The organism is Amycolatopsis sp. NPDC104775 (genome assembly GCF_055583325.1).
The window spans coordinates 224,306-248,526 of record NZ_JBVJOE010000010.1 but is presented as its reverse complement, the minus strand read 5'-3'; the positions used below and the strand labels follow the sequence as shown (position 1 = coordinate 248,526).

At 69.5% G+C, this 24,221-nt stretch carries 22 protein-coding genes; 12 read left to right on the top strand and 10 right to left on the bottom strand.

What is annotated here, in order from left to right; genetic code table 11:
- Window positions 1-10: 10 nt before the first annotated feature.
- The 3 genes from ACZ63D_RS35395 to ACZ63D_RS35385 all read right to left on the bottom strand — a co-directional run bounded on the left by ACZ63D_RS35395 (window position 11) and on the right by ACZ63D_RS35385 (window position 3,581).
- Window positions 11-688, bottom strand: coding sequence for a tRNA-dependent cyclodipeptide synthase (locus ACZ63D_RS35395; RefSeq protein ID WP_465358689.1), 678 nt, complete (start codon window positions 686-688; stop codon window positions 11-13).
- Window positions 685-2,292 carry a class I adenylate-forming enzyme family protein gene (locus ACZ63D_RS35390; RefSeq protein ID WP_465358688.1) on the bottom strand — a complete coding sequence of 536 codons (1,608 nt, stop codon included), beginning with the start codon at window positions 2,290-2,292 and terminating at the stop codon, window positions 685-687. The genes ACZ63D_RS35395 and ACZ63D_RS35390 overlap by 4 nt, the downstream gene beginning before the upstream one ends.
- Window positions 2,293-2,795: 503 nt before the next feature.
- On the bottom strand, window positions 2,796-3,581 hold the full coding sequence (locus ACZ63D_RS35385) for an IclR family transcriptional regulator (protein WP_465358687.1): 786 nt from the start codon (window positions 3,579-3,581) through the stop codon (window positions 2,796-2,798).
- A gap of 180 nt (window positions 3,582-3,761) precedes the next feature.
- Here ACZ63D_RS35385 and hutH point away from each other — a divergent pair, with 180 nt between their 5' ends.
- From hutH to ACZ63D_RS35345, 8 genes are all read left to right on the top strand, one after another.
- Window positions 3,762-5,288 (top strand): histidine ammonia-lyase, encoded by a 1,527-nt coding sequence (hutH, locus tag ACZ63D_RS35380; RefSeq protein WP_465358686.1) that lies wholly within the window; start codon window positions 3,762-3,764, stop codon window positions 5,286-5,288.
- 2 nt (window positions 5,289-5,290) lie between these two features.
- On the top strand, window positions 5,291-6,952 hold the full coding sequence (gene hutU / locus ACZ63D_RS35375) for a urocanate hydratase (protein WP_465358685.1): 1,662 nt from the start codon (window positions 5,291-5,293) through the stop codon (window positions 6,950-6,952).
- A complete protein-coding gene (locus tag ACZ63D_RS35370; RefSeq protein ID WP_465358684.1) occupies window positions 6,949-8,145 on the top strand; it encodes an allantoate amidohydrolase in 1,197 nt (398 codons plus the stop codon). The genes hutU and ACZ63D_RS35370 overlap by 4 nt, the downstream gene beginning before the upstream one ends.
- Window positions 8,142-9,446, top strand: a complete 1,305-nt coding sequence (locus ACZ63D_RS35365) for a formimidoylglutamate deiminase (protein WP_465358683.1) — start codon at window positions 8,142-8,144, stop codon at window positions 9,444-9,446. Before ACZ63D_RS35370 ends, ACZ63D_RS35365 begins: the two co-directional genes overlap by 4 nt.
- Window positions 9,434-10,579 carry an imidazolonepropionase gene (gene hutI / locus ACZ63D_RS35360; RefSeq protein WP_465358682.1) on the top strand — a complete coding sequence of 382 codons (1,146 nt, stop codon included), beginning with the start codon at window positions 9,434-9,436 and terminating at the stop codon, window positions 10,577-10,579. Before ACZ63D_RS35365 ends, hutI begins: the two co-directional genes overlap by 13 nt.
- 183 nt (window positions 10,580-10,762) lie before the next feature.
- Window positions 10,763-11,968: an FAD-dependent oxidoreductase gene (locus ACZ63D_RS35355; protein ID WP_465358681.1), complete on the top strand. Its 1,206-nt coding sequence runs from the start codon at window positions 10,763-10,765 to the stop codon at window positions 11,966-11,968.
- Window positions 11,969-12,206: 238 nt separating this feature from the next.
- Window positions 12,207-13,337 (top strand): inorganic phosphate transporter, encoded by a 1,131-nt coding sequence (locus ACZ63D_RS35350; protein ID WP_465358680.1) that lies wholly within the window; start codon window positions 12,207-12,209, stop codon window positions 13,335-13,337.
- 124 nt (window positions 13,338-13,461) lie between these two features.
- Window positions 13,462-13,683 (top strand): hypothetical protein, encoded by a 222-nt coding sequence (locus ACZ63D_RS35345; protein ID WP_465358679.1) that lies wholly within the window; start codon window positions 13,462-13,464, stop codon window positions 13,681-13,683.
- On the opposite strand, the gene ACZ63D_RS35340 is transcribed toward ACZ63D_RS35345, so the two are convergent.
- Complete coding sequence (locus ACZ63D_RS35340) at window positions 13,680-14,408, bottom strand: hypothetical protein (RefSeq protein WP_465358678.1); 729 nt, start codon at window positions 14,406-14,408, stop codon at window positions 13,680-13,682. The genes ACZ63D_RS35345 and ACZ63D_RS35340 overlap by 4 nt on opposite strands.
- Complete coding sequence (locus ACZ63D_RS35335; protein ID WP_465358677.1) at window positions 14,405-14,614, bottom strand: hypothetical protein; 210 nt, start codon at window positions 14,612-14,614, stop codon at window positions 14,405-14,407. The genes ACZ63D_RS35340 and ACZ63D_RS35335 overlap by 4 nt, the downstream gene beginning before the upstream one ends.
- Window positions 14,615-14,695: 81 nt before the next feature.
- On the opposite strand from ACZ63D_RS35335, the gene ACZ63D_RS35330 reads away from it, so the two are divergent.
- Window positions 14,696-16,243, top strand: a complete 1,548-nt coding sequence (locus ACZ63D_RS35330) for a sensor histidine kinase (protein ID WP_465358676.1) — start codon at window positions 14,696-14,698, stop codon at window positions 16,241-16,243.
- A complete protein-coding gene (locus tag ACZ63D_RS35325) occupies window positions 16,240-16,887 on the top strand; it encodes a response regulator (protein ID WP_465358675.1) in 648 nt (215 codons plus the stop codon). The genes ACZ63D_RS35330 and ACZ63D_RS35325 overlap by 4 nt, the downstream gene beginning before the upstream one ends.
- On the opposite strand, the gene ACZ63D_RS35320 is transcribed toward ACZ63D_RS35325, so the two are convergent.
- Window positions 16,859-17,998, bottom strand: a complete 1,140-nt coding sequence (locus tag ACZ63D_RS35320) for an FAD-dependent monooxygenase (RefSeq protein ID WP_465358674.1) — start codon at window positions 17,996-17,998, stop codon at window positions 16,859-16,861. The genes ACZ63D_RS35325 and ACZ63D_RS35320 overlap by 29 nt on opposite strands.
- Before the next feature lie 51 nt (window positions 17,999-18,049).
- Between ACZ63D_RS35320 and ACZ63D_RS35315 the strand changes: the two genes are divergently transcribed.
- Window positions 18,050-18,601, top strand: a complete 552-nt coding sequence (locus tag ACZ63D_RS35315; protein ID WP_465358673.1) for a TetR/AcrR family transcriptional regulator — start codon at window positions 18,050-18,052, stop codon at window positions 18,599-18,601.
- Between the two features lie 15 nt (window positions 18,602-18,616).
- Here ACZ63D_RS35315 and ACZ63D_RS35310 read toward each other — a convergent pair whose 3' ends face one another.
- From ACZ63D_RS35310 to ACZ63D_RS35295, 4 genes are all read right to left on the bottom strand, one after another.
- A complete protein-coding gene (locus ACZ63D_RS35310; protein WP_465358672.1) occupies window positions 18,617-19,375 on the bottom strand; it encodes an ABC transporter permease in 759 nt (252 codons plus the stop codon).
- Window positions 19,372-20,286, bottom strand: a complete 915-nt coding sequence (locus tag ACZ63D_RS35305) for an ATP-binding cassette domain-containing protein (protein WP_465358671.1) — start codon at window positions 20,284-20,286, stop codon at window positions 19,372-19,374. Before ACZ63D_RS35305 ends, ACZ63D_RS35310 begins: the two co-directional genes overlap by 4 nt.
- A gap of 77 nt (window positions 20,287-20,363) precedes the next feature.
- The gene (gene hrpB / locus ACZ63D_RS35300) at window positions 20,364-22,784 is read right to left on the bottom strand and encodes an ATP-dependent helicase HrpB (protein WP_465358670.1); all 2,421 of its coding nucleotides are present in this window, start codon (window positions 22,782-22,784) and stop codon (window positions 20,364-20,366) included.
- Window positions 22,781-23,611, bottom strand: a complete 831-nt coding sequence (locus ACZ63D_RS35295) for a glutamate ABC transporter substrate-binding protein (RefSeq protein WP_465358669.1) — start codon at window positions 23,609-23,611, stop codon at window positions 22,781-22,783. Before ACZ63D_RS35295 ends, hrpB begins: the two co-directional genes overlap by 4 nt.
- 98 nt (window positions 23,612-23,709) lie before the next feature.
- Here ACZ63D_RS35295 and ACZ63D_RS35290 point away from each other — a divergent pair, with 98 nt between their 5' ends.
- Window positions 23,710-24,219, top strand: a complete 510-nt coding sequence (locus tag ACZ63D_RS35290) for a MauE/DoxX family redox-associated membrane protein (protein ID WP_465358762.1) — start codon at window positions 23,710-23,712, stop codon at window positions 24,217-24,219.
- Window positions 24,220-24,221 lie beyond the last annotated feature (2 nt).

The window sequence follows — 24,221 nt, the reverse complement described above, 5'->3', positions numbered from 1 at the left end:
GTCTCCGTGCTCAGGCGGGGCGGATGGTGGCGTAACCCTGACCTGGGTCCGGTTTCAGGGCTGAGGCGTCTGAGAAGATTACGTCTGCCAGCGGGAGGGGCTGATGGTAGAAATTCAGCGAAGCGTCTACTTCGAAGATTCTGCACGAGGAGACGAAGAATGGCAGTTCGGCGATGAGGTAGTTTTTCGCTTCGGCGATTTGGTCGGGGGAAGCGTCGCCGATCAGGCCTTTGGCGGCTAGGACTTCTTTGGTCATTTCTGTGCTGGCGGCGGCCAGGGCGGGGTCCGTGGTGGTCAGGGTCGCGCAGTGGGCCAAAGTCTCGGCGTAGGTGGGGTTCGTGGAGAGTTCGGACATGCGGTGCAGGCCGTCGGTTGGTCTTGGGCCGCCTAGGTCTTTCCATGCCCGGATTACCCGGTTTCGCAGGACGTTGGTTTCTGATCTTGCTTTCTTCGCCGCCTTGGCGTCCTCGTAGCCTAGGGCGGTGAAGGTGTGTTTCAAGGCGCTGTCGGGGATGATGACGTCGATTTGCTTGAATTCCGTTTGCAGCCAGTCCAGAGTGACGCGCAGGCGGTCGACGTTGAAGTAGCTGTTCCCCGGGCTGACACCGAAAACCGCGTGGCGGCGGGATTCCCAGACGTCTTGGCAGGTCGTGGTCAAGGGTTCCACGAGGAAGCCGTTGCTGATCATGTCCAGCGTCCGGTGCCGGGGGTGGCCACGGTGTCCAGGTAGGTGCGGCGCAGTTCTTCCCGGACGATCTTTCCGGTCGCGGTCCTCGGCATGTCCGTCGCGGTGATGACTACGGGATCCGCCAGCGCGGGCAGGCCGGTGCGGGCCTGGGACCAGTCGGTGTCGTCCAGGCGGCCGTCCCGGGTCGCGACGATGGGCAGCGGCACGTCGTTTTCCCGGGGGAGGATGGCTACGTCGCAACCCTCCGGCAGGCGGTCTACCAGGGTGTCTTCGAATTCCAGGTAGCCGATTCCGGACGAGAAGTTGACCTCGCGGTCCACGATCTTGAGGGCTCCGGTCGGGGTCAGGATGCCGATGTCGCCGGTGTTCCACCAGTCGCCCACCAGCTTTTCCTTCCAGCGTTCGGGTTCGCCGTAGTACCCGGCGCAGCGGGCTTTCGTTTTGGCGAGGACCAGGCCGGGGCGACCGCGTTCGACCGGTTCGAAGGTCGCCGGGTCGACGATCTTGAGGGTGACGAAACCGGGCATGGGGCGGCCTACGACGCGCGGTCCGGGCTTGTGGTCGCGCGGGCGGTTCGCGGCGCGGCGCGAGAGCACGGTCATGCCCATTCCGCCGGTCTCCGATTGACCGTACCCGTCGCGCCAGAGCGGGAACGGGTGCCGGGACGCGTTCAGGAAACGGCGGATGACCGGCCAGCGGATCGCGTCGAAGTTCCCGGCGAACAAGCGGATGCGGGCGAACGGGTTGTTCGCGCCGGTGCGGATCAGCGGCGCCATGGCGGAGTAGTCGATGGGCAGTGCTTCCATGAAAGTCGGCCGGTAGCGGCGGAAAACCCGGTCGACTACCTCGGGGGAGCTGTCGTCCATGGCCAGCACGGTGGCGGGGGAAAGGGTCAGCACCGAATAGATCCAGGTGAACGCCCGGGCGTGCACGTAGGGCGTGAACATGGCCACTACGTCGTTGCGGCGGAACGTCAGGGGCGGGAAATGGCGGCATTCCAGCCGGGCCATCTGTTTCTGGATCGTGGCCGGCGGGAAGATGATCAATTTGGGGATGCCGGTGGTGCCGGACGTGTGGGTGAGCATCAGGAGTTCGTCGTCCCGGCGCGGGACGGCGTGCAGGTGCGGCTCCGCTTTGAGGTCGGCGTAGGTCTGCGCGTGCGGGGAGTCGCCGTTGACGCTGAAGATCTTTCCGGCGAGCTCGGGGAACACCGCGGGCGTGATTTCCGAGCGTTCGATGCGTTCGGCGTCAGTGACGACCGCCGAAGGCGCTGCGCGGCGGATCAGGCTTTGCGTGGCTTCCTTTCCCAGCAGGCCGGACAGCATCACGGCGACCGCGCCGATCCGGGCGATCGCGGCGGCCAGCAGAATGCAGTCGAAATGGTTGGCTTTGTAGACGACCACCCGGTCTCCGGGTTTCACGCCCGCTTTGCTCAGCACGCCCGCGGAATCCCGGACCAGGGACGCCAGCGCGGGGAGATCGAGCGTCGAGCGGTTTTCCCGGTCGATGTCCAGCGGCCGGGACAGGTGGAACGTCATGGGCTTGCCGGAAGTGCTTCGGTGATCGAACAGTTCGCCCAGGCTGAAGGCCCAGTTCGGTTTCATCGTGAAATGCTCCTATGCGGTGCTGTACGGCAGCACGAGGCCGGTTGCTGCCCTCGTCCGAATTCGGGCAAGGGTCATCGCAGCGAGACGAATGGCGTTCGAATCGCTGGTGGGAATGGTGGGAACGCAGCGCAAAGCTGATCCGGGCGTCGCCCCCGCGATGCCCGGATCAGGGAAGATGACCTACCGATGGCCGGTAAGCAAACAGGCGGAAACGTCGTGAAGCGAATCCACTCAAGCCCCCTGATGTTTTGAGTTTCGCTTTAAACCCCATTAGAGCTATACCTGAGCGGATAGTGACTGTCAATCGTCCGTTGGAGGCGGTCAATGCGGGTATTGCGACAAGTGGGGGACATCGCGCGGTGGCGCGGAAGTGTCGTTGTGTCGGTTTTGCAGTGGTTGTGCGGGTGCGTGTTTCGGTTAAGGTATGCTCGTCTGTGCGGATGTTCTGGGGTGATCGTTTTATTTTTTGGGGGAATTGTTGAAGACGGCGATCCTGAGCCTCACGCCGGCCGGGTGCCGCCGATGTGCGTGGTGAGCGTGGCCGCGGTCGCGGCGACGGCTTCGGCCAGGTCGGGGAAGGTCTCTTCGCACGGGCCGTCGTCTGGGCAGAGGTGGCGCAGGGTCACGCTGATCGCGGCCATGGGACGCGAGCCGTGGTCGAAGACCGGGGCGGCGACGGAGGCGAAGCCCGCTGTCACGTGACCGTCTTCTACCGACCAGCCCAGGCGGCGTTCGGCGGCCAAGGTGCGGCGTAGCGCGGCCAGTGAATGGGGGCCGCGTGGAGTGCGCAGGACGAACGACGCGGCAGCGGGGAACAGGGCGCGGACGTGTGCGGCGGGCAAGTGCTGCAGCATCGCGCGGCCCGAGGCGGTCAGGTGGGCGGGCAGGCGCACGCCGACGTCGGTGACCAGGGTTTCCGGGCGGGCTGGGCGTTCCTTGATCAGGTACAGCGATTCGTTGCCGTGCAGGACGCCCAGGTGGGCGGTGTGGCCGATGCGGTCGACCAGTTTGCGCAGCAGGGGGCCGGCTAGTCGTTCCAGCGGGTCGTGGCGCAGGTAGGCCGAGCCTAGTTCGAAGGCGGCGATGCCGAGGCCGTAGCGGCGTTCGGCGGGCAGGTGGGCGACGAAACCGGCCGCGGTCAGTTCGTTGAGCAGGTGATACGTCGTCGAACGGGGCAGGTCCAGGTCTCGGGCGATGGCCGCGGCCGAGACCGGGCCGGCGTGGCCGGCGAGCAGGCGCAGCACGGAGAGGCCGTTGCGCAGGGCTGGAACGTCGGAACTGCTCACCGGGGTCTCCTCTGCCTCCTCCGAAGCTGGCGCGAGGGGTCCCCTCGCGCTGCCCGAACGGAGTATGAGGGGTCCGTTCGCGCCGGTGGTCGAGGCTCTCGCCACGTATTGTCTTGGATACCAGACACTACCGCGAACTCCGTACTGTCGCGCGAGCCCGGCGGGAGGTGCAATGGCGGCATGCCGGAACCAGTCCTCCTGAGCTCGAAGCCGATGACCGCGGCGCAGGTCGTCGACATCGTCCGTGGGCACGCGCACGTCGGGCTCGCCGAGACGGTCGAGAAGAACCTCGCCGCCACCCGTCAGCACATCGAAGACCTCGCCGACGCCACGTCGCCGACGTACGGGGTCTCGACCGGGTTCGGCGCGCTCGCGACGCGCCACATCCCGGTCGAGAGCCGCACCGCGCTGCAGCGCAGCCTGATCCGTTCGCACGCCGCGGGCGCCGGGCCCGCGGTGGAGCCGGAGGTGGTGCGCGCCCTGATGCTGCTGCGCCTGCGCACGCTGGCCAGCGGCTACACCGGGGTTCGCCCGCAGACGGCGCAAACGCTTGCGGCGCTGCTCAACGCGGACATCACGCCGGTCGTGCACGAGTACGGCTCGCTCGGCTGCTCCGGCGACCTCGCGCCGCTGGCCGCGGTCGCGCTGGCGTTGATGGGCGAGGGCGAGGTGTTCCACGCTGGGGAACGCAAGCCCGCCGCCGACGCGTTGCGGACGGCTGGGATCACGCCGATCGTGCTGGCCGAGAAGGAGGGCCTCGCGCTCACCAACGGCACCGACGGCATGCTCGGCATGCTGCTGCTCGCCGCCGCCGATCTGCACCGGTTGCTGGACGTCGCGGATCTCACCGCGGCGATGAGCGTCGAGGCGTTGCTGGGCACTGACCGCGCGTTCGCCGCCGATCTGCAGGCGTTGCGCCCGCATCCCGGGCAGGCGACCAGCGCGGCACGGATGTTCGCGGCGCTGCAGGGGTCGAAGATCGTGGAAAGCCACCGCGGTCCGGACTGCAACCGTGTGCAGGACGCGTACTCGCTGCGGTGCGCGCCGCAGGTGCACGGTGCCGCGCGGGACACGCTGACGCACGCGGAACTGGTCGCGGACCGGGAGCTGCAGTCCGCGGTGGACAACCCGGTGGTGCTGGCCGACGGCCGGGTGGAGTCGAACGGCAACTTCCACGGCGCGCCGGTCGCGTACGTGCTCGACTTCCTCGCGGTGCCGGTGGCGGACGTGGCGAGCATCGCCGAACGCCGCACCGACCGGATGCTCGACCAGGCGCGCTCGCACGGCCTGCCGCCGTTCCTCGCGCACGACCCGGGTGTCGATTCCGGGCACATGATCGCGCAGTACACGCAGGCCGCCGTGGTCAGCGAGTTGAAGCGGCTCGCGGTGCCCGCCTCGGTCGACTCGATCCCGAGCAGCGCGATGCAGGAGGACCACGTGTCCATGGGCTGGTCGGCCGCGCGCAAGCTGCGCAAGGCGGTCGACGGCCTGACCACCGTGCTCGCCGTCGAACTTCTCACCGCTGCCCGCGCGCTCGATTTCCGCGCGCCGCTGCAGCCCTCGCCGGTCACCGGACGAGTCCGGGACCTGCTGCGCACCAAGGTCGAGGGCCCCGGCCCCGACCGTCACCTGGCGCCCGAGATCGCGGCCGCCGAAGAACTCGTGCGGTCGGGCGCTGTCCTGGCCGCGGCCGAACTGGAGGCCTGAGCATGACAAGCACCGCCCGTACCGTCCGCGCCGCCCGGGGCACTTCGCTCACCGCGAAGAACTGGCAGACCGAGGCCGCGTTGCGGATGTTCCACAACAACCTCGACCCGGAGGTCGCCGAGCGTCCGGACGACTTGGTGGTCTACGGCGGCACCGGCAAGGCCGCGCGCAACTGGGCGAGCTTCGACGCGATCACCCGCGAACTCACCGCGCTGGAGCAGGACGAGACGCTGCTGGTCCAGTCCGGCAAGCCGGTCGGCGTGTTCCGCACGCACGAGTGGGCGCCGCGGGTGCTGATCGCGAACTCGAACCTGGTGGGCGACTGGGCGACCTGGCCGGAGTTCCGCCGGCTCGAGCAGCAGGGCCTCACCATGTACGGCCAGATGACCGCCGGTTCGTGGATTTACATTGGCACGCAAGGCATTCTGCAGGGCACCTATGAGACGTTCGCCGCGGTGGCGAAGAAGCGTTTCGGCGGCACCCTGCGCGGCACGCTCACCGTCACCGCCGGGCTCGGCGGCATGGGCGGCGCGCAGCCGCTGGCGGTCACGATGAACGACGGCGTGGCGTTGTGCATCGAGGTCGACGCCCAGCGCGCGCACCGCCGGGTCGAGCACCGTTATCTCGACGAGGTGGCCGACGACCTGGACGACGCGATCCGGCGGGTCACCGCGGCGAAGAAGGAAAAGCGGCCGCTGTCGGTCGGCGTGGTCGGCAACGCCGCCGAGGTGCTGCCCGAGCTGCTGCGCCGCGAGGTCGAGGTGGACATCGTCACCGATCAGACCTCGGCGCACGACCCGTTGTCCTACCTGCCCAAGGGCGTCAGCGTGGACGACTGGCAGGACTACGCGGCGAAGAAGCCGGACGAGTTCACCGACCGGGCGCGCGAGTCGATGGCCGACCACGTCGACGCGATGCTCGGCTTCCTCGACCGCGGTGCCGAGGTGTTCGACTACGGCAACTCCCTGCGCGGCGAGGCGAAACTCGGCGGCTGCGAGCGCGCGTTCGACTTCCCCGGCTTCGTGCCCGCCTACATCCGGCCGCTGTTCTGCGAGGGCAACGGACCGTTCCGCTGGGCCGCGCTGTCCGGCGACCCGGAGGACATCGCCGCGACCGACCGGGCGATGCTCGAGTTGTTCCCGGAAAACGAATCGCTGGCCCGCTGGATCAAGATGGCCGGCGAGCGCGTCGCGTTCCAGGGTTTGCCCGCCCGGATCTGCTGGCTCGGCTACGGCGAACGGCACCTGGCCGGGCTGCGCTTCAACGAGATGGTGGCCAGCGGCGAGCTCAAGGCCCCGGTCGTGATCGGCCGCGACCACCTCGACTCGGGCAGCGTCGCCTCGCCGTACCGCGAGACCGAGGGCATGGCCGACGGCTCCGACGCGATCGCCGACTGGCCGCTGCTCAACGCGCTGGTCAACACCTCGTCCGGGGCGAGCTGGGTGTCCATCCACCACGGCGGCGGGGTCGGCATGGGCCGGTCCATCCACGCCGGGCAGGTATCCGTCGCGGACGGCACTCCGCTGGCGGCGCAAAAGCTGGAGCGGGTGCTCACGAACGACCCGGGCATGGGCGTCATCCGGCACGTCGACGCCGGGTACGACCGCGCGGCCGAGGTCGCCGACGAGCGGGGCGTGCGGGTGCCGATGCGGGAGCAGGCGTGACCGCGTCCGGGTTGCTCGGTGAGATCGCCGACGTCGGGCGCGATGCCCGGCGCGGCGGCTACTCGCGGCACGCGTTCGACGCGCCGGAGCACGACCTGCGCACGTGGTTCGTCGAACGGGCGCGGCAGTTGAGCCTCGACGTCGAGACCGACCGCAACGGCAACCTGTGGGCCTGGTGGGGTGCTCCCGGCCCGAACGCGGTCGTCAGCGGCAGCCACCTGGACTCGGTGCCGGGTGGCGGTGCGTTCGACGGGCCGCTCGGCGTGGTGAGTGCGCTGGCAGCGGTGGAAGCCTTGCAGGTCAAGGGGTTCAGTCCGGCCAAGCCGTTCGCGGTGGTGGTGTTCGCCGAGGAGGAGGGCGGACGCTTCGGCGTGCCGTGTCTTGGTTCGCGGCTGCTCACCGGGACAATCGACGCGGACCGGGCGCGGGCGTTGCGGGATCCGTCCGGTGTCACGTTCGCTGAGGCGGCGGCGAAGGCTGGGCTGGACGTGGACCGGATCGGTGCGGATCCGGACCGGCTCGGGCTGATCGGGCAGTTCGTGGAACTGCACGTCGAACAGGGCAGGGGGCTGATCGACCTCGGCTCGCCGGTGGCGGTAGGCAATACGGTGATCGCACACGGGCGGTGGCGGTTCTCCTTTGCCGGGCAAGGAAATCACGCCGGTGCGACGCTGCTCGCGGACCGGGTGGACCCGATGCTGCCCGCCGCCGAGACCGTGGTGGCGGTGCGGCGGCTGGCGCGAAAGCTGTCGGACGCCCGGGCGACGGTGGGACGGCTGGTGCCCACGCCGGGCGGGACTAACGTCATCGCGTCCACTGTGGACCTATGGCTGGACGCGCGCGTACCGGGCACTTCGACACCGGAGCTGGTCGAAGAGATCACTCAGGCGGCGCGAGCGGCCGCGGAGGCGGAAGGGTGCCAGCTGGCGGTCACGCGCGAGTCGTACTCCGACGACGTGGTGTTCGACGAGTCGCTGCGGCGGTCGCTGGGGGAGTGGCTGGGCACTCCGCCCGAGCTGCCCACCGGTGCCGGGCACGACGCCGCGATCCTGGCGGGATTCGTGCCGTCGGGAATGCTGTACGTCCGCAATCCGACCGGGATCAGCCACGCACCGGAGGAATTCGCCGAGGCGGACGACGTCGAGGCTGGCGCCCGGGCGCTGGCCGAGGTGCTGGAGCGGCTCGCGGGATGACCACTTACTGGTGCGAACGGGCCTGGCTGCCCGACGGGATCGCGGAAGCGGTCCGGATCGAAATCGCCGACGGCCGGATCGTTTCGGTGGCCGCCAACGCGGACAAAACCGGAACCGTCCTCAATGGACTGACCCTGCCCGGGTTCGCCAACGGGCACTCGCACGCGTTCCATCGCGCGCTGCGGGGCCGGACGCACCACGAGCGGGGCACGTTCTGGACCTGGCGCGAGCGGATGTACTCGCTCGCCGCCCGGCTCGACCCGGATTCGTACTACCGGCTCGCGCGTGGCGTGTACGCGGAGATGGTGCTGGCGGGCTATACGAGCGTCGCCGAGTTCCACTACCTGCACCACGGGCCGGGCGGCACACCGTACGCGTCGCCGAACGCGATGGGGGACGCGCTGCGGCAGGCCGCGCGCGAGGCCGGGATCCGGATGACGCTGCTCGACACGTGCTATCTCGCAGGCGGCATCGGTGTGCCGCCGGACGAGGTGCAGCAGCGGTTTTCGGACGGCTCCGCCGAGAACTGGGCGGAACGCGTCGCGTTGCTGAAAGAAGACGACCTGTTCCGCGTGGGCGGGGCGATCCACTCGGTGCGCGCGGTGCCGGAGTACGAGCTGCCGAAGGTGGACGACGCGGTGCCGGAGGACCGGCCGCTGCACATCCACCTGTCCGAACAGCGAGCGGAAAACGAGCAGTGCGAGGCGGCGTACCGCTGGACGCCGACCGGGCTGCTCTGGGATTACGGCTTGCTCGGCGAGCGGCTCACCGCGGTGCACGCGACGCACCTGACCGCGCAGGACATCAAGTGGCTGGGCGATTCCCGCAGCGGTACGTGCTTCTGCCCGACCACCGAACGGGATCTCGGCGACGGCATCGGACCGGCCCGGAGCCTGCTCGACGCGGGCGTGCGGCTCGGCATCGGAAGCGACAGCAACGCGGTGGTGGACGCGTTCGAGGAAACCCGGGCGCTGGAACTGGACGACCGGCTCGCCAGCGAGGAACGCGGCCGGTTCACCGCGGAAGAGCTGCTCGCCGCCGGGACGGAGCACGTCTCCGCGGGCTGGCCGGAGACCGGCACTCTCGCGGCCGGTGCCGGGGCGGACCTGGTCACGGTCGCGACGGACACGGTGCGCACGGCTGGGATCGAACCGTCTGGCGTGCTGTTCGCCGCCACGGCCGCGGACGTCCGTACCGTGGTGGTGGCCGGGCGGGAAGTGGTGCGCGACGGTGCGCACGTGCTGATCGAACGACCGGAAACCTTACTGGCCAAGGAGATCGAGGCGCTGTGGCAGTTCTGATCACCGGAATCGGCGAGCTCACCACGAACGACCCTGAGCTGGGCAAGCTCCGCGACGCCGCGCTGGTGCTCGACGGCGAGACTGTCGCATGGGCCGGTCCGGCCGCGCAGGCCCCGGACGCCGACGAGCGCGTGGATGTCGAGGGCCGGGCCGTGCTGCCCGGATGGGTGGACAGCCACACTCACCTCGTGTTCGCGGGCGACCGCACCGCCGAGTTTGAGGCGCGGATGGCGGGCCAGGCTTACGCGGCAGGGGGGATCGCGGTCACCGTCGATGCGACGCGGGCGGCTTCGGACGAACAGCTGGCGGCGAATCTGCGTCGACATGTCGAGGAAGCGGCTGCTCAGGGCACTACCTGTCTGGAAACGAAGACCGGGTACGGCCTCACTGTCGCGGACGAGGAACGGTCGGCGCGGATCGCCGGCGCGGTCGCGGACGAGGTGACCTTCCTCGGGGCGCATCTCGTGCCGCCGGGCGCCGACGCGGAGTCCTATGTGGACTTGGTCTGCGGCGAGATGCTGGACGCGGTCGCGCCGCACGTGCGCTGGGCCGATGTGTTCTGCGAGACCGGTGCGTTCGACGAAGCGCAGTCGGCGCGGGTGCTCAAGGCCGCGGCGGAACGCGGACTTGGGCTGCGGGTGCACGGCAATCAGCTCGGCGAGGGGCCCGGCGTGCGGCTGGCGGTAGAGCTGGATGCGGCGAGCGTCGACCACTGCACGTACCTGAGTGATGCGGACGTCGAGGCGCTCGCGTCGTCCAACACGGTCGCGACTGTGTTGCCCGCGTGCGATCTGTCCACGAGGCAGTCGCTCGCCCCGGCGCGGCGGTTGCTCGACGCTGGCGCGACGGTCGCCTTGGCCAGCAACGCGAATCCGGGCAGCTCGTACACCACGTCGATGGCGTTTTGCGTGACGACGGCCGTGCTGCAGATGCGGATGACCGTGGATGAGGCTGTGTGGTCGGCGACCGCCGGCGGTGCGCGGGCGCTTCGCCGGGAAGACGTCGGCTACTTGCGGCCGGGTGCGCGCGCGGACGTGCACGTACTCGACGCTCCGTCCACCACGCATCTCGCTTATCGGCCCGGGGTCCCGTTGACCCACGCGGTGTGGCGGAAAGGGGCAAAGCTGCGTTAATCCGGTGGCGGCGACGTCCGCGGCTGCGCTAGCGTGAAAGGGAACAGGACGCGCGAAAGACCATTGTCCGGTATGGGTTAGGCTGGACGACTCATTCGCTCTGTTTCCGAGTGCCCGCGATAAGCGGGCCAGCCCAGTGCGTCCCTCTCGAACCAGAACGTTGGTACGGAAGGGACTTCGCTGATGGCGAATAACGTAAGCAACGCGGACGACACTGTGCTCGTGATCGGGGCCGGGCTCGGCGGGCTGTGTCTCGCCCAGGGGCTGCGCAAGGCCGGGATTCCGTGCCAGGTCTACGAACGCGATTCCGCGCTGGACGCGCGCCGGCAGGGCTACCGGCTGCACATCGATTCCCGCGGCGACCAGGCGCTGCGCGACGTTCTCCCGCCGCACCTGCACGAGCTGTTCCTGGCCACCTCGGGCCAGCCGCGCAACGCCACCACGATCTACGACAGCCAGTTGGCCCCGATCACCGAGTTCGTGCTGGACGACGGCGAGGTCCAGCGCAACGTCAACCGGTTCACCCTGCGGCAGATCCTGTTCGAGGGTCTCGGCAATGTCCACTTCGGCAAAGAGTTCGTCCGGTACGAAACGCACGAGAACGGCGTGATCGCGCACTTCGCCGACGGGACGCAGGCGCGCGGCGCGGTTCTCGTCGGCGCGGACGGGGTGAATTCGCCGGTGCGCCGCCAATATCTTCCGCACGCACCGGTAGTCGACACTGGATTGCGTCAGCTGTATGCGAAGATCCCGCTCACCGCGGCGAACCGGGAACTGTTCGATCCGGAGATGTTCGCCGTGTTCAACATTGTTTCCGGGCCGGAGAAGCAGATGATCGGGTTCGCGCCGGTCGACTATCCGGAGCCGATCCCGGACGTCTGCGCGCGGCTCGCGCCGGGAGCCCGGCTCACCCCCGACGTGCCGTACATGACCTGCGCTTTCGGTGCGCGCCAGGAAATCTTCGGGAGGACCGACGACGAACTCCGCGCGCTGTCCGGGGACGAGATGCGGAAGTTCGTGCTTGACCGGGTCGCGGACTGGAATCCGCGCGTGGGCCGGATGGTCGAAAGCTGGCTGCCGGACTCGCCGTTCCTCGTTTCGATCCGGACCAGCGTGCCGATCGGGCCGTGGGAGCCGTCGCGGGTGTGCTTGGTCGGCGATGCGATTCACGCGATGAGCCCGGCCGCGGGAGCCGGGGCGAACACCGCGATGCGGGACGGGGCCGCCCTCGCCGCCGCGTTGAGCAGCGGCACGGTGGACGCGATCGGGAAATACGAGGCGGAAATGCGCGAGTACGGATTTGCCGCGGTGCGCGAGTCGGCGGCGAATGGAGCGCAGCACCTCGGGCAGAACCCATTGCCGGAAATGTCCTTCGCGCCCGTTTCCTGAATAAGCCGGGAAGTGCGCGGGGGCAGGGTTTCTGCCCTCGCGTCCGGCTCTGCGCGCCAAGCGAAGCGGCTCGCGCCACGATGAATACGGACCAGCAGGTGAACGGCGGAAAACCGGCCGCCGCGGCAATGCTTAGTTCATTCAGAGTTCAACTACTGGCCACTCGCTGAGGGATCTGGAGAGCCCCCTCGCGTCGGTACCGTCACTCCCGCAGGACACTCCGGACTGGAGAGCGGGCATGGACTTTTCTCTCATCGTCCTGGTGGTGATCGTCGCGGCGCTGGCCTTCGACTTCACCAACGGGTTCCACGACACGGCCAACGCGATGGCCACCTCTATCGCCACCGGTGCGTTGAAACCGCGGGTCGCGGTCGCGATCTCGGCGGTGCTGAATCTCGTCGGCGCGTTTCTTTCGATCGAGGTCGCGAAAACCATTTCCGGCGGGATCGTCGACGACACCAAGGTCACGCCGGTGGTGATTTTCGCCGGATTGGTCGGGGCCATCGTCTGGAATCTCGTGACGTGGCTGGTCGGGCTCCCGTCGAGTTCTTCGCACGCGCTGTTCGGCGGGCTGATCGGGGCGACCTGGATCGCGTCCGGCGCGGATGCCGTGCACTTCGCGAAGGTCGTCGAAAAGGTGCTGATCCCGGCGGTCGCGTCGCCGGTGGTGGCGGGCGTCGTCGCGATCGCCGGCACCTTTCTCGTCTACCGGATCACCGCCAAGTCCCGGCAGGACATGGTCGGCAAGGGCTTCAAAACCGGTCAGGTGCTTTCGGCCAGCCTGGTTTCGCTCGCGCACGGCACCAACGACGCGCAGAAGACGATGGGCGTCATCACGCTCGCGCTGATCGCGGGCGGTTCGCTCGCGCCGGGATCGAACCCGCCGGTGTGGGTCATCCTCGCCTCCGGCACGGCGATCGCGCTCGGCACCTACTTCGGCGGCTGGCGGATCATCCAGACGATGGGCAAGAAGCTCACCGAAATCCAGACGCCGCAAGGATTCGCCGCCGAGACGAGTTCCGCGGCGGTCATCCTGGCCTCGTCGCACCTCGGCTTCGCGCTGTCGACCACGCACGTCACCTCGGGCGGCATCATCGGCTCCGGGCTCGGCCGCAAGCTCGCCGAGGTCCGCTGGGGCGTCGCGGGCAAGATGGTGATCGCCTGGGCGCTCACGCTGCCCGCCGCCGCGATCGTCGGCGCCATCGCCGCCGCGGTCTCCACGCGCGGCAGCTGGGGCACTGTCTTGGTCGGCGGGGCCGGGGTACTGCTCGCGCTGGGCATCTGGCTCGTGTCGCGGCGCAACCCGGTCACACCTGCCACCGTGAACGACGAGCCGGAGGCTGCCAAGGCCGCTCCGGTTGCGGCTTGAGCGACGGCATGACGTTCACCCACGACGTCGAGGCCCGCCACAGCTTGCGGAAGCACGACATGACGATCAACAACGAGCCGGAGGCCGTCGAGCCGGCTCCGGCTGCGGTCTGAAGGAGCACGACATGGCGATCAACTGGGGTGCCCTTGGCATCGTTTTCGTGGTGGCGCTGGCCGCGGTGGTCGTGCTGACCGGGCTGTTCGCGTACGGCGTGCGCGGGCTGTCCGAGCGCGTGACGGCACGGGCGAACGGCGGCAGCGGCACAGTTCAGTTGACCGGCTCAGTCGTGTGCTTCGCGATCTGCGCCGCGGTGATCGGGTACGGGATCTATCTGATCGTTGCCTAGGCCAGGGCTGCCTCCGCGCGGGCGCGCAGTTCTTCCGGAAGCTCGCCGAGCAGCGGTCGCACCGTTGCCCGGCGAGTTTCGTTCAGGTGGGTCAGCACGTCCAGTGCCGGGGCCCACAGCGTCTCGTCCGCCGCGGCGGTGCGGACCAGCGAGGGCAGCCGATCGTCGCCGAGCAGGCTGAACACATGGTCGATCCGGCTCCGGTCGTCCAGTACGTACGCCGTGCGCAGGAGACCGGCGTCGTCCAGCAAACCGATGCAGCGCCGCACCGTGTCGTCCGGCAGGTGGCCGACGAACCGGCCGAGCGTGATCCAGTCCTCGCGGCGGGTCAGTTCCTCGGCGACCGCCACGACCGTCGCGACCGGGATTCGCGTGATGATCGACGTCGCGCGCCGCGGGTCCAGCTCCGCGGCGACCGAGGCGAGGAAGTTCGGCGACAGCCGTTTCGCGACGTCCACGCCGCGCGACACGTCGACCAGCCCGGCGATCCGCGCGCACAGCAGCGGGCCGAACACCTTCTCCGCGATCTTCGCGGTCACGCCTGCTGGCAACAGCCTGCTGGCCAGGGCCATCCGCTCCAGCACGACGAGGTTCGCGTCGAACAGCGTCGTCGTCACCTGCTCTCGCAGCAGCCGCACCTCGCCCTGGTCGACGCCGGCGAGATAGTCGAGCCGGGCGGGGTCGACGTCGAGCACCCGGGCGAGCTTGAGGATTTCCGGGTTCACAGGCCGACCGCTTTCCGCACCGCGCCGCGCAACAGCGCGGGTACGTACTTCAGGCTTTCCTCACCCGCGCGGGCGAGCGCCTGCGCTTGCCGGTGCCGGGCGTCCCGCAGGGCCGCCGACAAATCCAGTTTGTGCTGCTCAGGAAGGTTTTCGATGCCGTCCGGCAGCGGCGCGCCGAGCTGCTCGGCCAAGGTGCGTTCAGCCATGGTGACCCATCATGCCGCACGATCGGCACCTTGACTTTCGGCAGTGGTGACGAATCGGGCGGCCCTTGTAGCGTCAGCGGAATGAAGGAGGCGACGCGGTTTCGCTGGCGCGTGACGTTCGACGTGCTGCTCTGGGCCGCGTTGTGCGGGTTCGTCGTGCTCGACGGGCCAGTCGAGCGGCCCGTCTGGGAACTCGTCTACGGCCTGGTGTCGGTCACCCTCGCGATGGCCACTGCCCGCGTCTACCCGGCGTTCGCGCTGGTGGTGGCGATGGCGACGGCGCTCGTCATCTCGTTCGGCTGGGGCGGCCGGGTAGCGGTGTGGGAGTTCTTCCTGATCGTCGTGATCTCGTACCTGGCCGGTCTGCGGCTGGCCAGGGCGCGGGTCGCGTTGATCAGTTTTTTCGCCATCGCCGCGGCCGGGGTCCCGTTCGCTTTCCTGCCGCCCGGGGGCTTCAACGCGTGGGGTGCGGTGCTCGGCACGCTCGCGTTCGCCGGGGTCGCGCCGTGCCTGCTCGGCCGGCATGTGCGGTTGCGTCGCGAACTCGCGCAGGACGGGTGGCGGCGCGCCGAGGAGATGGAGAGCAGGCACCGGCTGGTCGCGCAGGAGGCGCGGTTGCGGGAGCGGGCGCGGATCGCCAGCGACATGCACGATTCGCTCGGGCACGAACTGAGCCTGATCGCGGTGCGGGCGGCGGCGCTCGAAGTCGACAGCGAGCTCGGCGAAGCGCAACGCGAGGCCGCCGGGCAGCTCCGGGCCGGTGCGGCGACCGCGACGGAACGGCTGCGCGAGATCATCGGCGTGCTGCGCGAGGACGCCGCACCGGTCGAGCCGGTGCAGGGCGATCTGGGCGAGCTGATCGACCGCGCGCGGGCCTCCGGGATCGAGATCGGGGCGCGGATCGACCGGCTCGACAGCGCGCCGCCGATGGTCGCGCGGGCGGTCTATCGCGTGGTTCAGGAAGGGCTCACGAACGCGGCGAAGTACGCGCCCGGAGCGGCCGTCACGGTGGTCGTGACCAGCACTGACGCGGTGACCGACGTCCGAGTGCGGAACGCGCCGCCGCCCGCTGGGCCGCTGCCCGGCCGGTCGGGGAAACGGGGCTTGATCGGCCTGCACGAGCGGGTGCGGCTGGTCGGCGGGAGCCTGACCGCCGGCCCGGCGGACGGCGGATTCGAGGTGGTGGCGAGCCTGCCGCACGACGCCGCGCCCGCGCCCGAACCGGACGACGAGGTGATCGGGCAGGCCGCGCGGGAGCTGGAACGCGCCCGGCGCGCGGTCCGGTCGAGTCTGCTGCAGGCGATCTTGGTGCCGTTGGGACTGTTCGGGGTGGTCGTCGGCGGGGCCGGGGTGACGTTCCTGGTGCAGTGGTCGTCGTCCGAGCTGCCGTCGGACTCGTACGCGCGGATCCAGCTCGGCATGCCGCGTCTGGCGGTCGAACCCATGCTTCCCGCTCGGCAGCGCACGACGCTCCCGGCGATCAACGTGCCGCCGCAACCGTACGGAAGCACCTGCGAGTACTACGGAACCGGCCGGAGCTGGCTCAACTTCAACCATGCCGTCTATCGACTGTGCTTTGTGGACGATCGAGTGGCGAGCAAGGATCTCTACAGTGAGGACGAAAAGTGATCCGCGTACTGCTGGCCGACGACGAAGCGATGATCCGCGCCGGCGTGGCCGCGATTCTGGCCTCGGACAAGGAAATCGAGGTCGTGGCCGAGGCCGCGGACGGGCGCTCGGCGGTCGAGCAGGCGCGCGCGAACCGGCCGGACGTCGCGTTGCTCGACATCCGGATGCCCGGTCTCGACGGGCTCGCTGCCGCCGAGGAGATCCGCAAGCTGCTGCCGGACACCGGCGTGCTCATGCTGACGACCTTCGGCGAAGACGAGTACATCGAACGCGCGCTGGGCCTCGGCGCGAGCGGATTCCTGCTCAAGGCGGGCGATCCGCGCGAACTGCTCGCCGGGGTGCACGCGGTCGCGGACGGCGCGGCCTTCCTGTCGCCGAAGGTCGCGCACCGGGTGATCACCCGGTTGTCCGGCAGCAGGTTCAGCCGGGCCGCGACCGCGCGCGAGCGGGTGAGCGTTTTGACGAACCGGGAGCGGGAAGTGCTGGTGCTGCTGGCCGAAGGTCTGTCCAATGCGGACATCGCCGCGCGGATGTTCGTGGTGGAGGGCACGGTGAAGGCGCACGTGAGCACGATTCTGACCCGGTTGGACGTACGTAACCGAGTGCAGGCGGCGATTACGGCTTTCGAGGCAGGGCTGGTGTGAGGCGCGGCGGTCGCCAACGGCTGACGCCGGCCCCGACCCGGGTGGTGACCGCCGCGGGCAGCAGCCGGGTGAAGGCCGCCCGTAGCGCGACCGCTGCCGGATTTCGCAGGAGCGGACCGCTGGCACCTGCTTGGATCGACGCCTTCACTACCTTCTGTGTGCGCGGGCGACGTTCCGCGTCATAACGGCGGAGCGCTTCGTCCACTGTGGACGTGCTGACGTGCGAAGCCAGAACCACCGCGTCCTCCAAAGCCTGGCAACCGCCTTGTCCCAGGAACGGCGGCATGGCGTGTGCGGCGTCCCCGAGGAGTGCGATGCGGCCGCGGGTGTAGCTGGGCAGCGGCGTCGCCAGGTGATAGGTGTCGTGCAGCAGGATTTCCGGCGTGACTTCGATGAGCTGCGGAATGGGGTCGTGCCAGCGGCGGTACTTCGCGCTCAGGTAAGCACGGACGTCCTCGTGCCGGATTCCGGCTGGGCGGGCTTCGGAGACCCACCAGTACACCTCGTCGTCCAGCAGCGGCAGAAGGCCGACCTCGGTCCCCGGCGCCCACGTTGTGCTGAGGGTGGGTTTCAGCGGCAGCTTGGCGATGCCGCGGAACGCCGCGCCGCCGCTGTACTCCACCCGGGCGGACGGGAAAAGCGCCTGCCGGGTCGGGCTGTTGATGCCGTCGGCGGCCACGATCAGATCAGTCTCGATCGAGCCGGAATCGTGGTGTACCACGCCGTTCTGCTCGACACCCCGCACCTCGATCCCGGTTTCCAGGCATCCGTCCGGCAACGCTGAGAGCAGTGCTTCAATCAGTTTTGCCCGGTGAATCGCGCCCAGCGGCAACCCATGGCTGCGCACGAAGAGGTCCGCGTCCCAGTTGGCCAGCCGACGCCCGCGCCAGTCGACCAGGCCGCCGCCGTGCTGAGCCGAGAGCCGCGGCTCGACGCCCAGTTCGGCTAGAGCCCGCTGGGCGTTGGGCCACAACGAGATTCCCGCTCCGACGGCGGTGAGCTCCGGTGCCCGTTCGAGCACCGTGACCTCCCACCCGACCCGGTGCAGCCCGATCGCCGCAGCCAATCCGCCAATGCCGCCCCCGACCACGACCGCGCTCCGCGAAGCCATGCCGACCTCCTCTACGTTTGTAGAGGACTCTACACCTGTAGTGTGCCGGGGGTGGAACGGATAGCTGTGATCGGCGACGCGGCCGTCGAGGTCATCGCGGCCGAGGGCATGCGCGGGCTCACCCATCGGGCCGTCGACCGAGCGGCCGGGCTGCCCGCGGGTTCGACGTCGTATTACGCGCGCACCCGCGTCGCGCTGCTGGAACTGGCCGCGGACCGGATGGTCGCGCTGGACCAGGCCGAAATCGCGCCGCCGGAAGGAAAGCTCGCGGAGTTCCTCGGCGCGATGGTGTACCGCTCGATCACGGACGGCCGCACCAGAATGCTCGCGCGGTACGAGTTCGCGCTCGAATCGATCCGACGGCCCGAGTTGCGGGCCAGATACGACGCTGGCGGCCTGGAATTGCGGCGGCGGTGTGCGGAAGTGCTTGCCGCGGCGGGATCTCCGGCTCCGCGGGACCACACCCGGGTGCTCATCGGGTGGCTCGACGGATCGATCTTCGACGCGCTGGCGGGCACGGGCTCCGTCCACCCGCCGACCGAAGCCGAACTGGTGGCCGGAGCCCGTGCCGTGCTCGCCGGATTGGGGTTGCCGGACGCCTGAGGCCGGGAAAGTCGCTCAGGCGTCGCGGCGGTTCAGCACTACGGTCCCGGCCCCGATCCCGGCGATCGCCCAGCCGAGGCAGACCAGCACACCGACCCACGGTCCGTACGGCGGCAGGCTGCCGAACAGCGGATTCACGTCTCCGGACGGCACCATCGCGTTGATCCCCGCGAAAGCCGGGAAGTAGTCCATCGCCCCGGAAATCACGTACGACGACATCAGCATCGGCAACGGCAGCAGCAACACGATAACCACTACCAACGTGCCCGCAGCGCTGCGCAGCACGAACGAAATCCCCAGGCACAGCACGCCAAGCAGCGCGAAATACGCTCCCATGCCCAGCGCGGTAGCCATCCCCTGTGACAGCGACGTGGAACCCCCAGCCCCACGCATCAGCACCGAGGCGACGCCCATGCCCAGCACGGCAACCAGCACGCCGTAAACGAACAGCACCGGCACCAGTACCGCAGCTTTGGCGGCGGTGACCCGAGGCCGCACCGGAACCCATTGCAGCGTCGAGCGAATCGACCCGCTGGTGTACTCGCTGGTCACGAACAGCGTCGCGACCGCGAGCACGCAGAACTCGACCAGATAGATCGCCCCGGCGTTGACGATGCCGTGCGCGGTCTGCTGCCGTTCACTGCCCGCGTGCTGGGAGATGCCCGAAACGGTCGCGTAGAACGCCATCAGCAGCACGCCGCCGGACAGCGACAACCACGTCGCCCGCACGGACCAGAATTTGGTCCACTCCGCCGAAATCGCCAGCTTTGTCATGCCGTAACCCCGTATTCCACCGATCCGGCAGTCAGTTCCATGTACGCCTGCTCAAGCGAAGCTGTTCGTTCCGCGAGCCCATGCAACCGAATGCCCAGTTCGTATGCCAGGTCCCCGATTTCGGCCGCGTTAGCCTCGTTGACGAGCAGTTCGCTGTCTTCACCGGGCAGCACCGACCGGCCGTTCGCCCGAAGCCAGTCCGCGAGTTTCGCGCGCTCGGCCGGATCCGGCACGCGCACCGCCACCGACTGGCTTGAATTGCCCGCGATGAAGTCGCCGATCGCCGCGTCGGCGAGGATCGAACCCTTGCCGATGACCAGCAGCCGGTCCGCGGTCAGCTGCATCTCGCTCATCAGATGGCTGGACACGAACACCGTGCGCCCCTCGGCGGCGAGCGAGCGCATCAGCTGCCGCACCCAGCGGACCCCGTCCGGGTCGAGTCCGTTGACCGGTTCGTCGAACATCAGCACGCCGGGGTCGCCGAGCAGTGCTCCGGCGATGCCGAGCCGCTGGCTCATGCCGAGCGAGAACGTCCCGGTGCGCTTGCCCGCGACGTCGCTCAGCCCGACCGTCGCGAGCACTTCCTCGACGCGGCTCGCGGCGATTCCGTTGCTGCGCGCCATCGCGAGCAGGTGTTTGCCCGCGCTGCGGCCAGGATGCACGGCTTTCGCATCCAGCAGCGCGCCGACTTCCCGCAGCGGAAACCGTAGCTCCGCATATGGTTTGCCCCGGATCAGCGCGTCGCCAGAGTCCGGCCGGTCGAGGCCGACGGTCATCCGCATGGTGGTGGACTTGCCCGCGCCGTTCGGGCCGAGGAACCCGGTCACCGTGCCGGTTTCGATGACCGAGGTGAGGCCGTTCACCACCGTTTTCTGGCCGTAGCGCTTCGTCAATCCGCGAAACGTGATCATAGGGCGAAGTCTGCGCCCGGCCGGGGTGCGCGGGCATCAGCCGACCGTCCCGGACCGACCCCGACTTTAGGCAGGGGTCAGCGGGCGCGGCGGGTCGTGTGCCGGGTCGGTGTGGCGTTTGCGGGGTCTTCCGGCCACGGGTGTTTCGGATAGCGGCCGCGGAGATCGGCGCGGACGGCGGCGTAGCCGGTGCGCCAGAAGGATTCGAGATCGGCGGTGACCGCGGCCGGGCGACCGGCAGGAGACAGCAGGTGCAGCACCACCGGAACGCGGCCGTCGGCGAGCGACGGCGTCTCGGTCCAGCCGAACGTCTCCTGCAGCTTCACCGCGAGCACCGGCTGGTCGCCGTGGTAGTCGACGCGGTAGTGCGAGCCGGACGGGACTTCCAGGCGATCCGGGGCGAGTTCGTCGAGCCGCGCGGCTTCGGGCCAGGGGAGCAGACCACGCAGTGCGGTTCCGGCGTCGATGTTCGCCAGATCCGCGCGGCGGCGGGCCTTCGAGAGATCCAGCCAACTGTCTACATCGGACAGCAGGGACTCGTCGTCCACTGCTGGCCACGGGTCGCCTAGCACGCGGTGCAGGAAGGCTAGGCGTTCGCGGAGCCGGGTGCCGTCTTGGCTCCACCGCAGCAAGCCAAGGCCTTCGGAGCGGAGGCCAGTGACTATTGCGTTGTGCACGAGCTGCGGATCCGGGTCGCGCAAGGGCTTTTCCGACAACACGATCGAGCCCAGGCGGCGGACGTGCCTAGCGACGACGTCGTCGTCCCAGTGTACTTCGTCCACTTCGGACACCAGAGTCGGCGCGGCACGGACCGCCAGTGCTTCATCGGCGGTCGTGGCGAGCCGGATGGTGCCGTGGACGCGGCCCGGGTCGCGGGTGGCTTCGGCGACCGCCAGCCATTCGGCGTCGCCCAGCCCGCTGCCGCTGGGCAGTTCGGCAGCGGTGCCGCTGGCCATCAGATACACCGGGGCCGATCCCAGACGACGTCGCGCCAGCCGTTCCGGATGCGCGAGTGCAACGACCAGCGCAGCGTCGGGTGAACCCTTTGACGGTGCATCGACCAAGCCTGCCAACCGTTTCACGTCCCGCTGCCATCGGCGAGCCGCGTCGTCGTGCGCGGAACGGAGCCGTCGCAGTTCGGCTTCGACATCGGTCAGCGTCGCTCCGGCATCGAGCAGCGCGACGACTTCCGCGGCGGCACGAGCTCCGACAGCTTCGGCGCCGTCCAGCAACGCGCGCGCCAGCCGGGGATGCAAGCCGAGGTCGGCCATCTTCTGTCCGCGCGGAGTGACAACACCGTCGGCCGTGGTCGCGCCGAGTGTGACGAGCAGGCTTCGCGCGGCGGCGAGCGCGCCTTCGCCGGGCGGGTCCCACCAGGCGAGCCCGGTGCCGTCCGGCGTGGACCAGCAGGCGAGTTCCAGCGCGAACCGTGCCAGCTCGGCGGTGCGGATTTCCGGTTCCGGGTACGCGGGCAGCGTCGCTTGCTCGTGCTCCGGCCAGCAGCGGTACGCCCGGCCAGGCGCTTCCCGCCCAGCCCGGCCCGCGCGTTGTTCCGCCACCGCGGCTGAAACCCGCACCGTGGCGAGCCCAGCGAGTCCGCGTCGGTGATCCACCCTCGGCACGCGCGCGAGACCCGAATCCACGACCGCGCGGACGCCGGGAACGGTCAGGCTCGACTCGGCGACGGCGGTCGCGAGAACTACCCGGCGTCGGTCGCGGGGCCGCAATGCTTCGTCCTGCCGGGCCGCGGAAAGCCGTCCGTGCAGAGGCAGGACATCGGCGTCCAGAGAACTCAACAACGCCGACGTCCGCGCGATTTCCCCCGCACCGGGGAGGAACGCGAGCACGTCACCGTCCCCTTCGGACAGTGCTTTCCGGACTGCCGACGCGACCGCGGCCTCGGGACGCTCCCCACGCGCCGGAGCGCGATAGCTCAGCTCGACCGGATACGTGCGGGCATGCGCGGTGACCACCGGAGCGTCGCCGAGCAGTTCCGCCAGCCGTCCGGACGCGACCGTCGCCGAGGTCGCGAGCAGCCGCAGGTCGTCGCGCAACCCAGCGCGGACGTCGAGAAGCAAGGCGAGCAGCAGATCGGCGTCGAGATGGCGTTCGTGGCATTCGTCCAGCAGGACCAACGAGACCCCGGCCAGCTCGGGATCGTGCTGCACCCGCCGCACCAGCAGGCCCGACGTGACCACCTCGATCCGGGTGCGCGACGACACCTTCCGGTCGCCGCGCACGGCGTACCCGACGGTTTCGCCGACCGGTTCGCCCAGCAGCGCGGCCATCCGCCCGGCCGCGGCCCGGGCAGCGAGCCGACGCGGCTCGGCGACCACGACGCGTCCCTCGCCGCGGTTGAGCGCGAGCGGCACCAGTGTGGTCTTGCCGGTGCCGGGCGGGGCGACGAGCACCGCCGCACCGTGCTCGTCGAGCGCGCTCAGCACGGACGGCAGCACCGCTCGGACGGGCAGGTCCGGCAGCGAGGCGAGGTCGGTCACTGCTCGGTGATCTCCGGGGGATTCGGCAACGGGTAGTTCGAGGGCCCGATGTTCGTCTCCAGCGACTTCCGCCAGGCCCCGGTCGACACCATCTTCCGGATCGCGTCGTCCACCGCCTTCCGGCCCTCGGTGTCGCCCTTGCGCAGGCCGACGCCGTATCGCTCGGTGGAGAACGGGCGGCCGACCACCTTCAGCAGCTCCGGATTCTGCGCGGCGTACCCAGCGAGGATCACCGCGTCCGTGGTCACCGCGTCGACCTGGTTGGCCAGCAGCGCGGTGACGCAGTCCGGATAACGCGGGTACTCGACCAGCTGCACCAGTTGCGCGAACTTGTCCTTCACCATCTGCGCGGACGTCGAGCCGGTGACCGAGCAGAGCCGCTTGCCGTTCAGGCTTTCCGGACCGGTGATGTCCGGCGAGGTGAGCCGGACCAGCAGGTCCTGGCCGGTGACGAAGTACGGGCCGGCGAAGCTCACCCGCTGCTTGCGCTTGTCGGTGATCGAATAGGTCGCCACGACCAGGTCGACCGCGCCTGAGGTCAGGTCGGTCTCGCGGCGCGCCGGGGTGGTCTCGTGCCAGGTGAGGTGATCCGGCTCGACTCCCAGCTCGCGCGCGACGAAAGTAGCGACATCGACGTCGAAACCGGCGAGCCTGCCGTCGACGGTCCGTTGCGAAAGCCCCGGCGCGTCGAACCGGATTCCGATGGTCAGGTGGTTGCCGTCACGCGCCCGGGTGGGAAGCGGATCGTCCTTCGACACCGCCGACGATCCGCAGGAGACGCAGCTGACCAGCAAAAACACGGCGGCGAGCACTGCGCGTAACCGCATCGGTGCCTCCGCTTCGCCGGCTGGCTGCTCACAAAGTTCTCAGGTCAGACGGCTAGCCTAAGCGCGTGCGCCGACTGCCCCAACCTGTACTCGACACCATCGGCACGCTCGCCCGGCTCGGGCTGGCTGCCGTATGGCTGGTGTCCGGCGGCGTGAAGATCGCCGATCCGGGGCAGACGTACATCGCCGTGCAGGCCTACGACGTGCTCCCGCACGCGCTGGTGCGCCCGGTCGCCACCGGACTGCCGCTGCTGGAGCTGGTGCTCGGCTTGCTGCTGCTCGCCGGGCTGGCCACGCGCTGGGTCGCGGGCGCCTCGCTGCTGCTGCTGGCCGTGCTCGTCGCGGGCATCGCGCAGTCGTGGGCGCGCGGGCTGAGCATCGACTGCGGCTGCTTCGGCGGCGGCGGGCGCGTGGCCGCCGGGCAAACCGAGTACCCGCAGGAGATCCTGCGCGACACCGGTTTCGCCCTGCTCGCGGTGTGGTTGCTGGCACGGCCGCGCACGTGGCTTTCGGTCGACGGCTGGCTCGGCTGGGGCAAAGGCAGGAACGCCGGGAACTCGGTCGAGGCTTCGGACGACTACCCCCAGAGCATCGCGGAAGGGAACTAGGA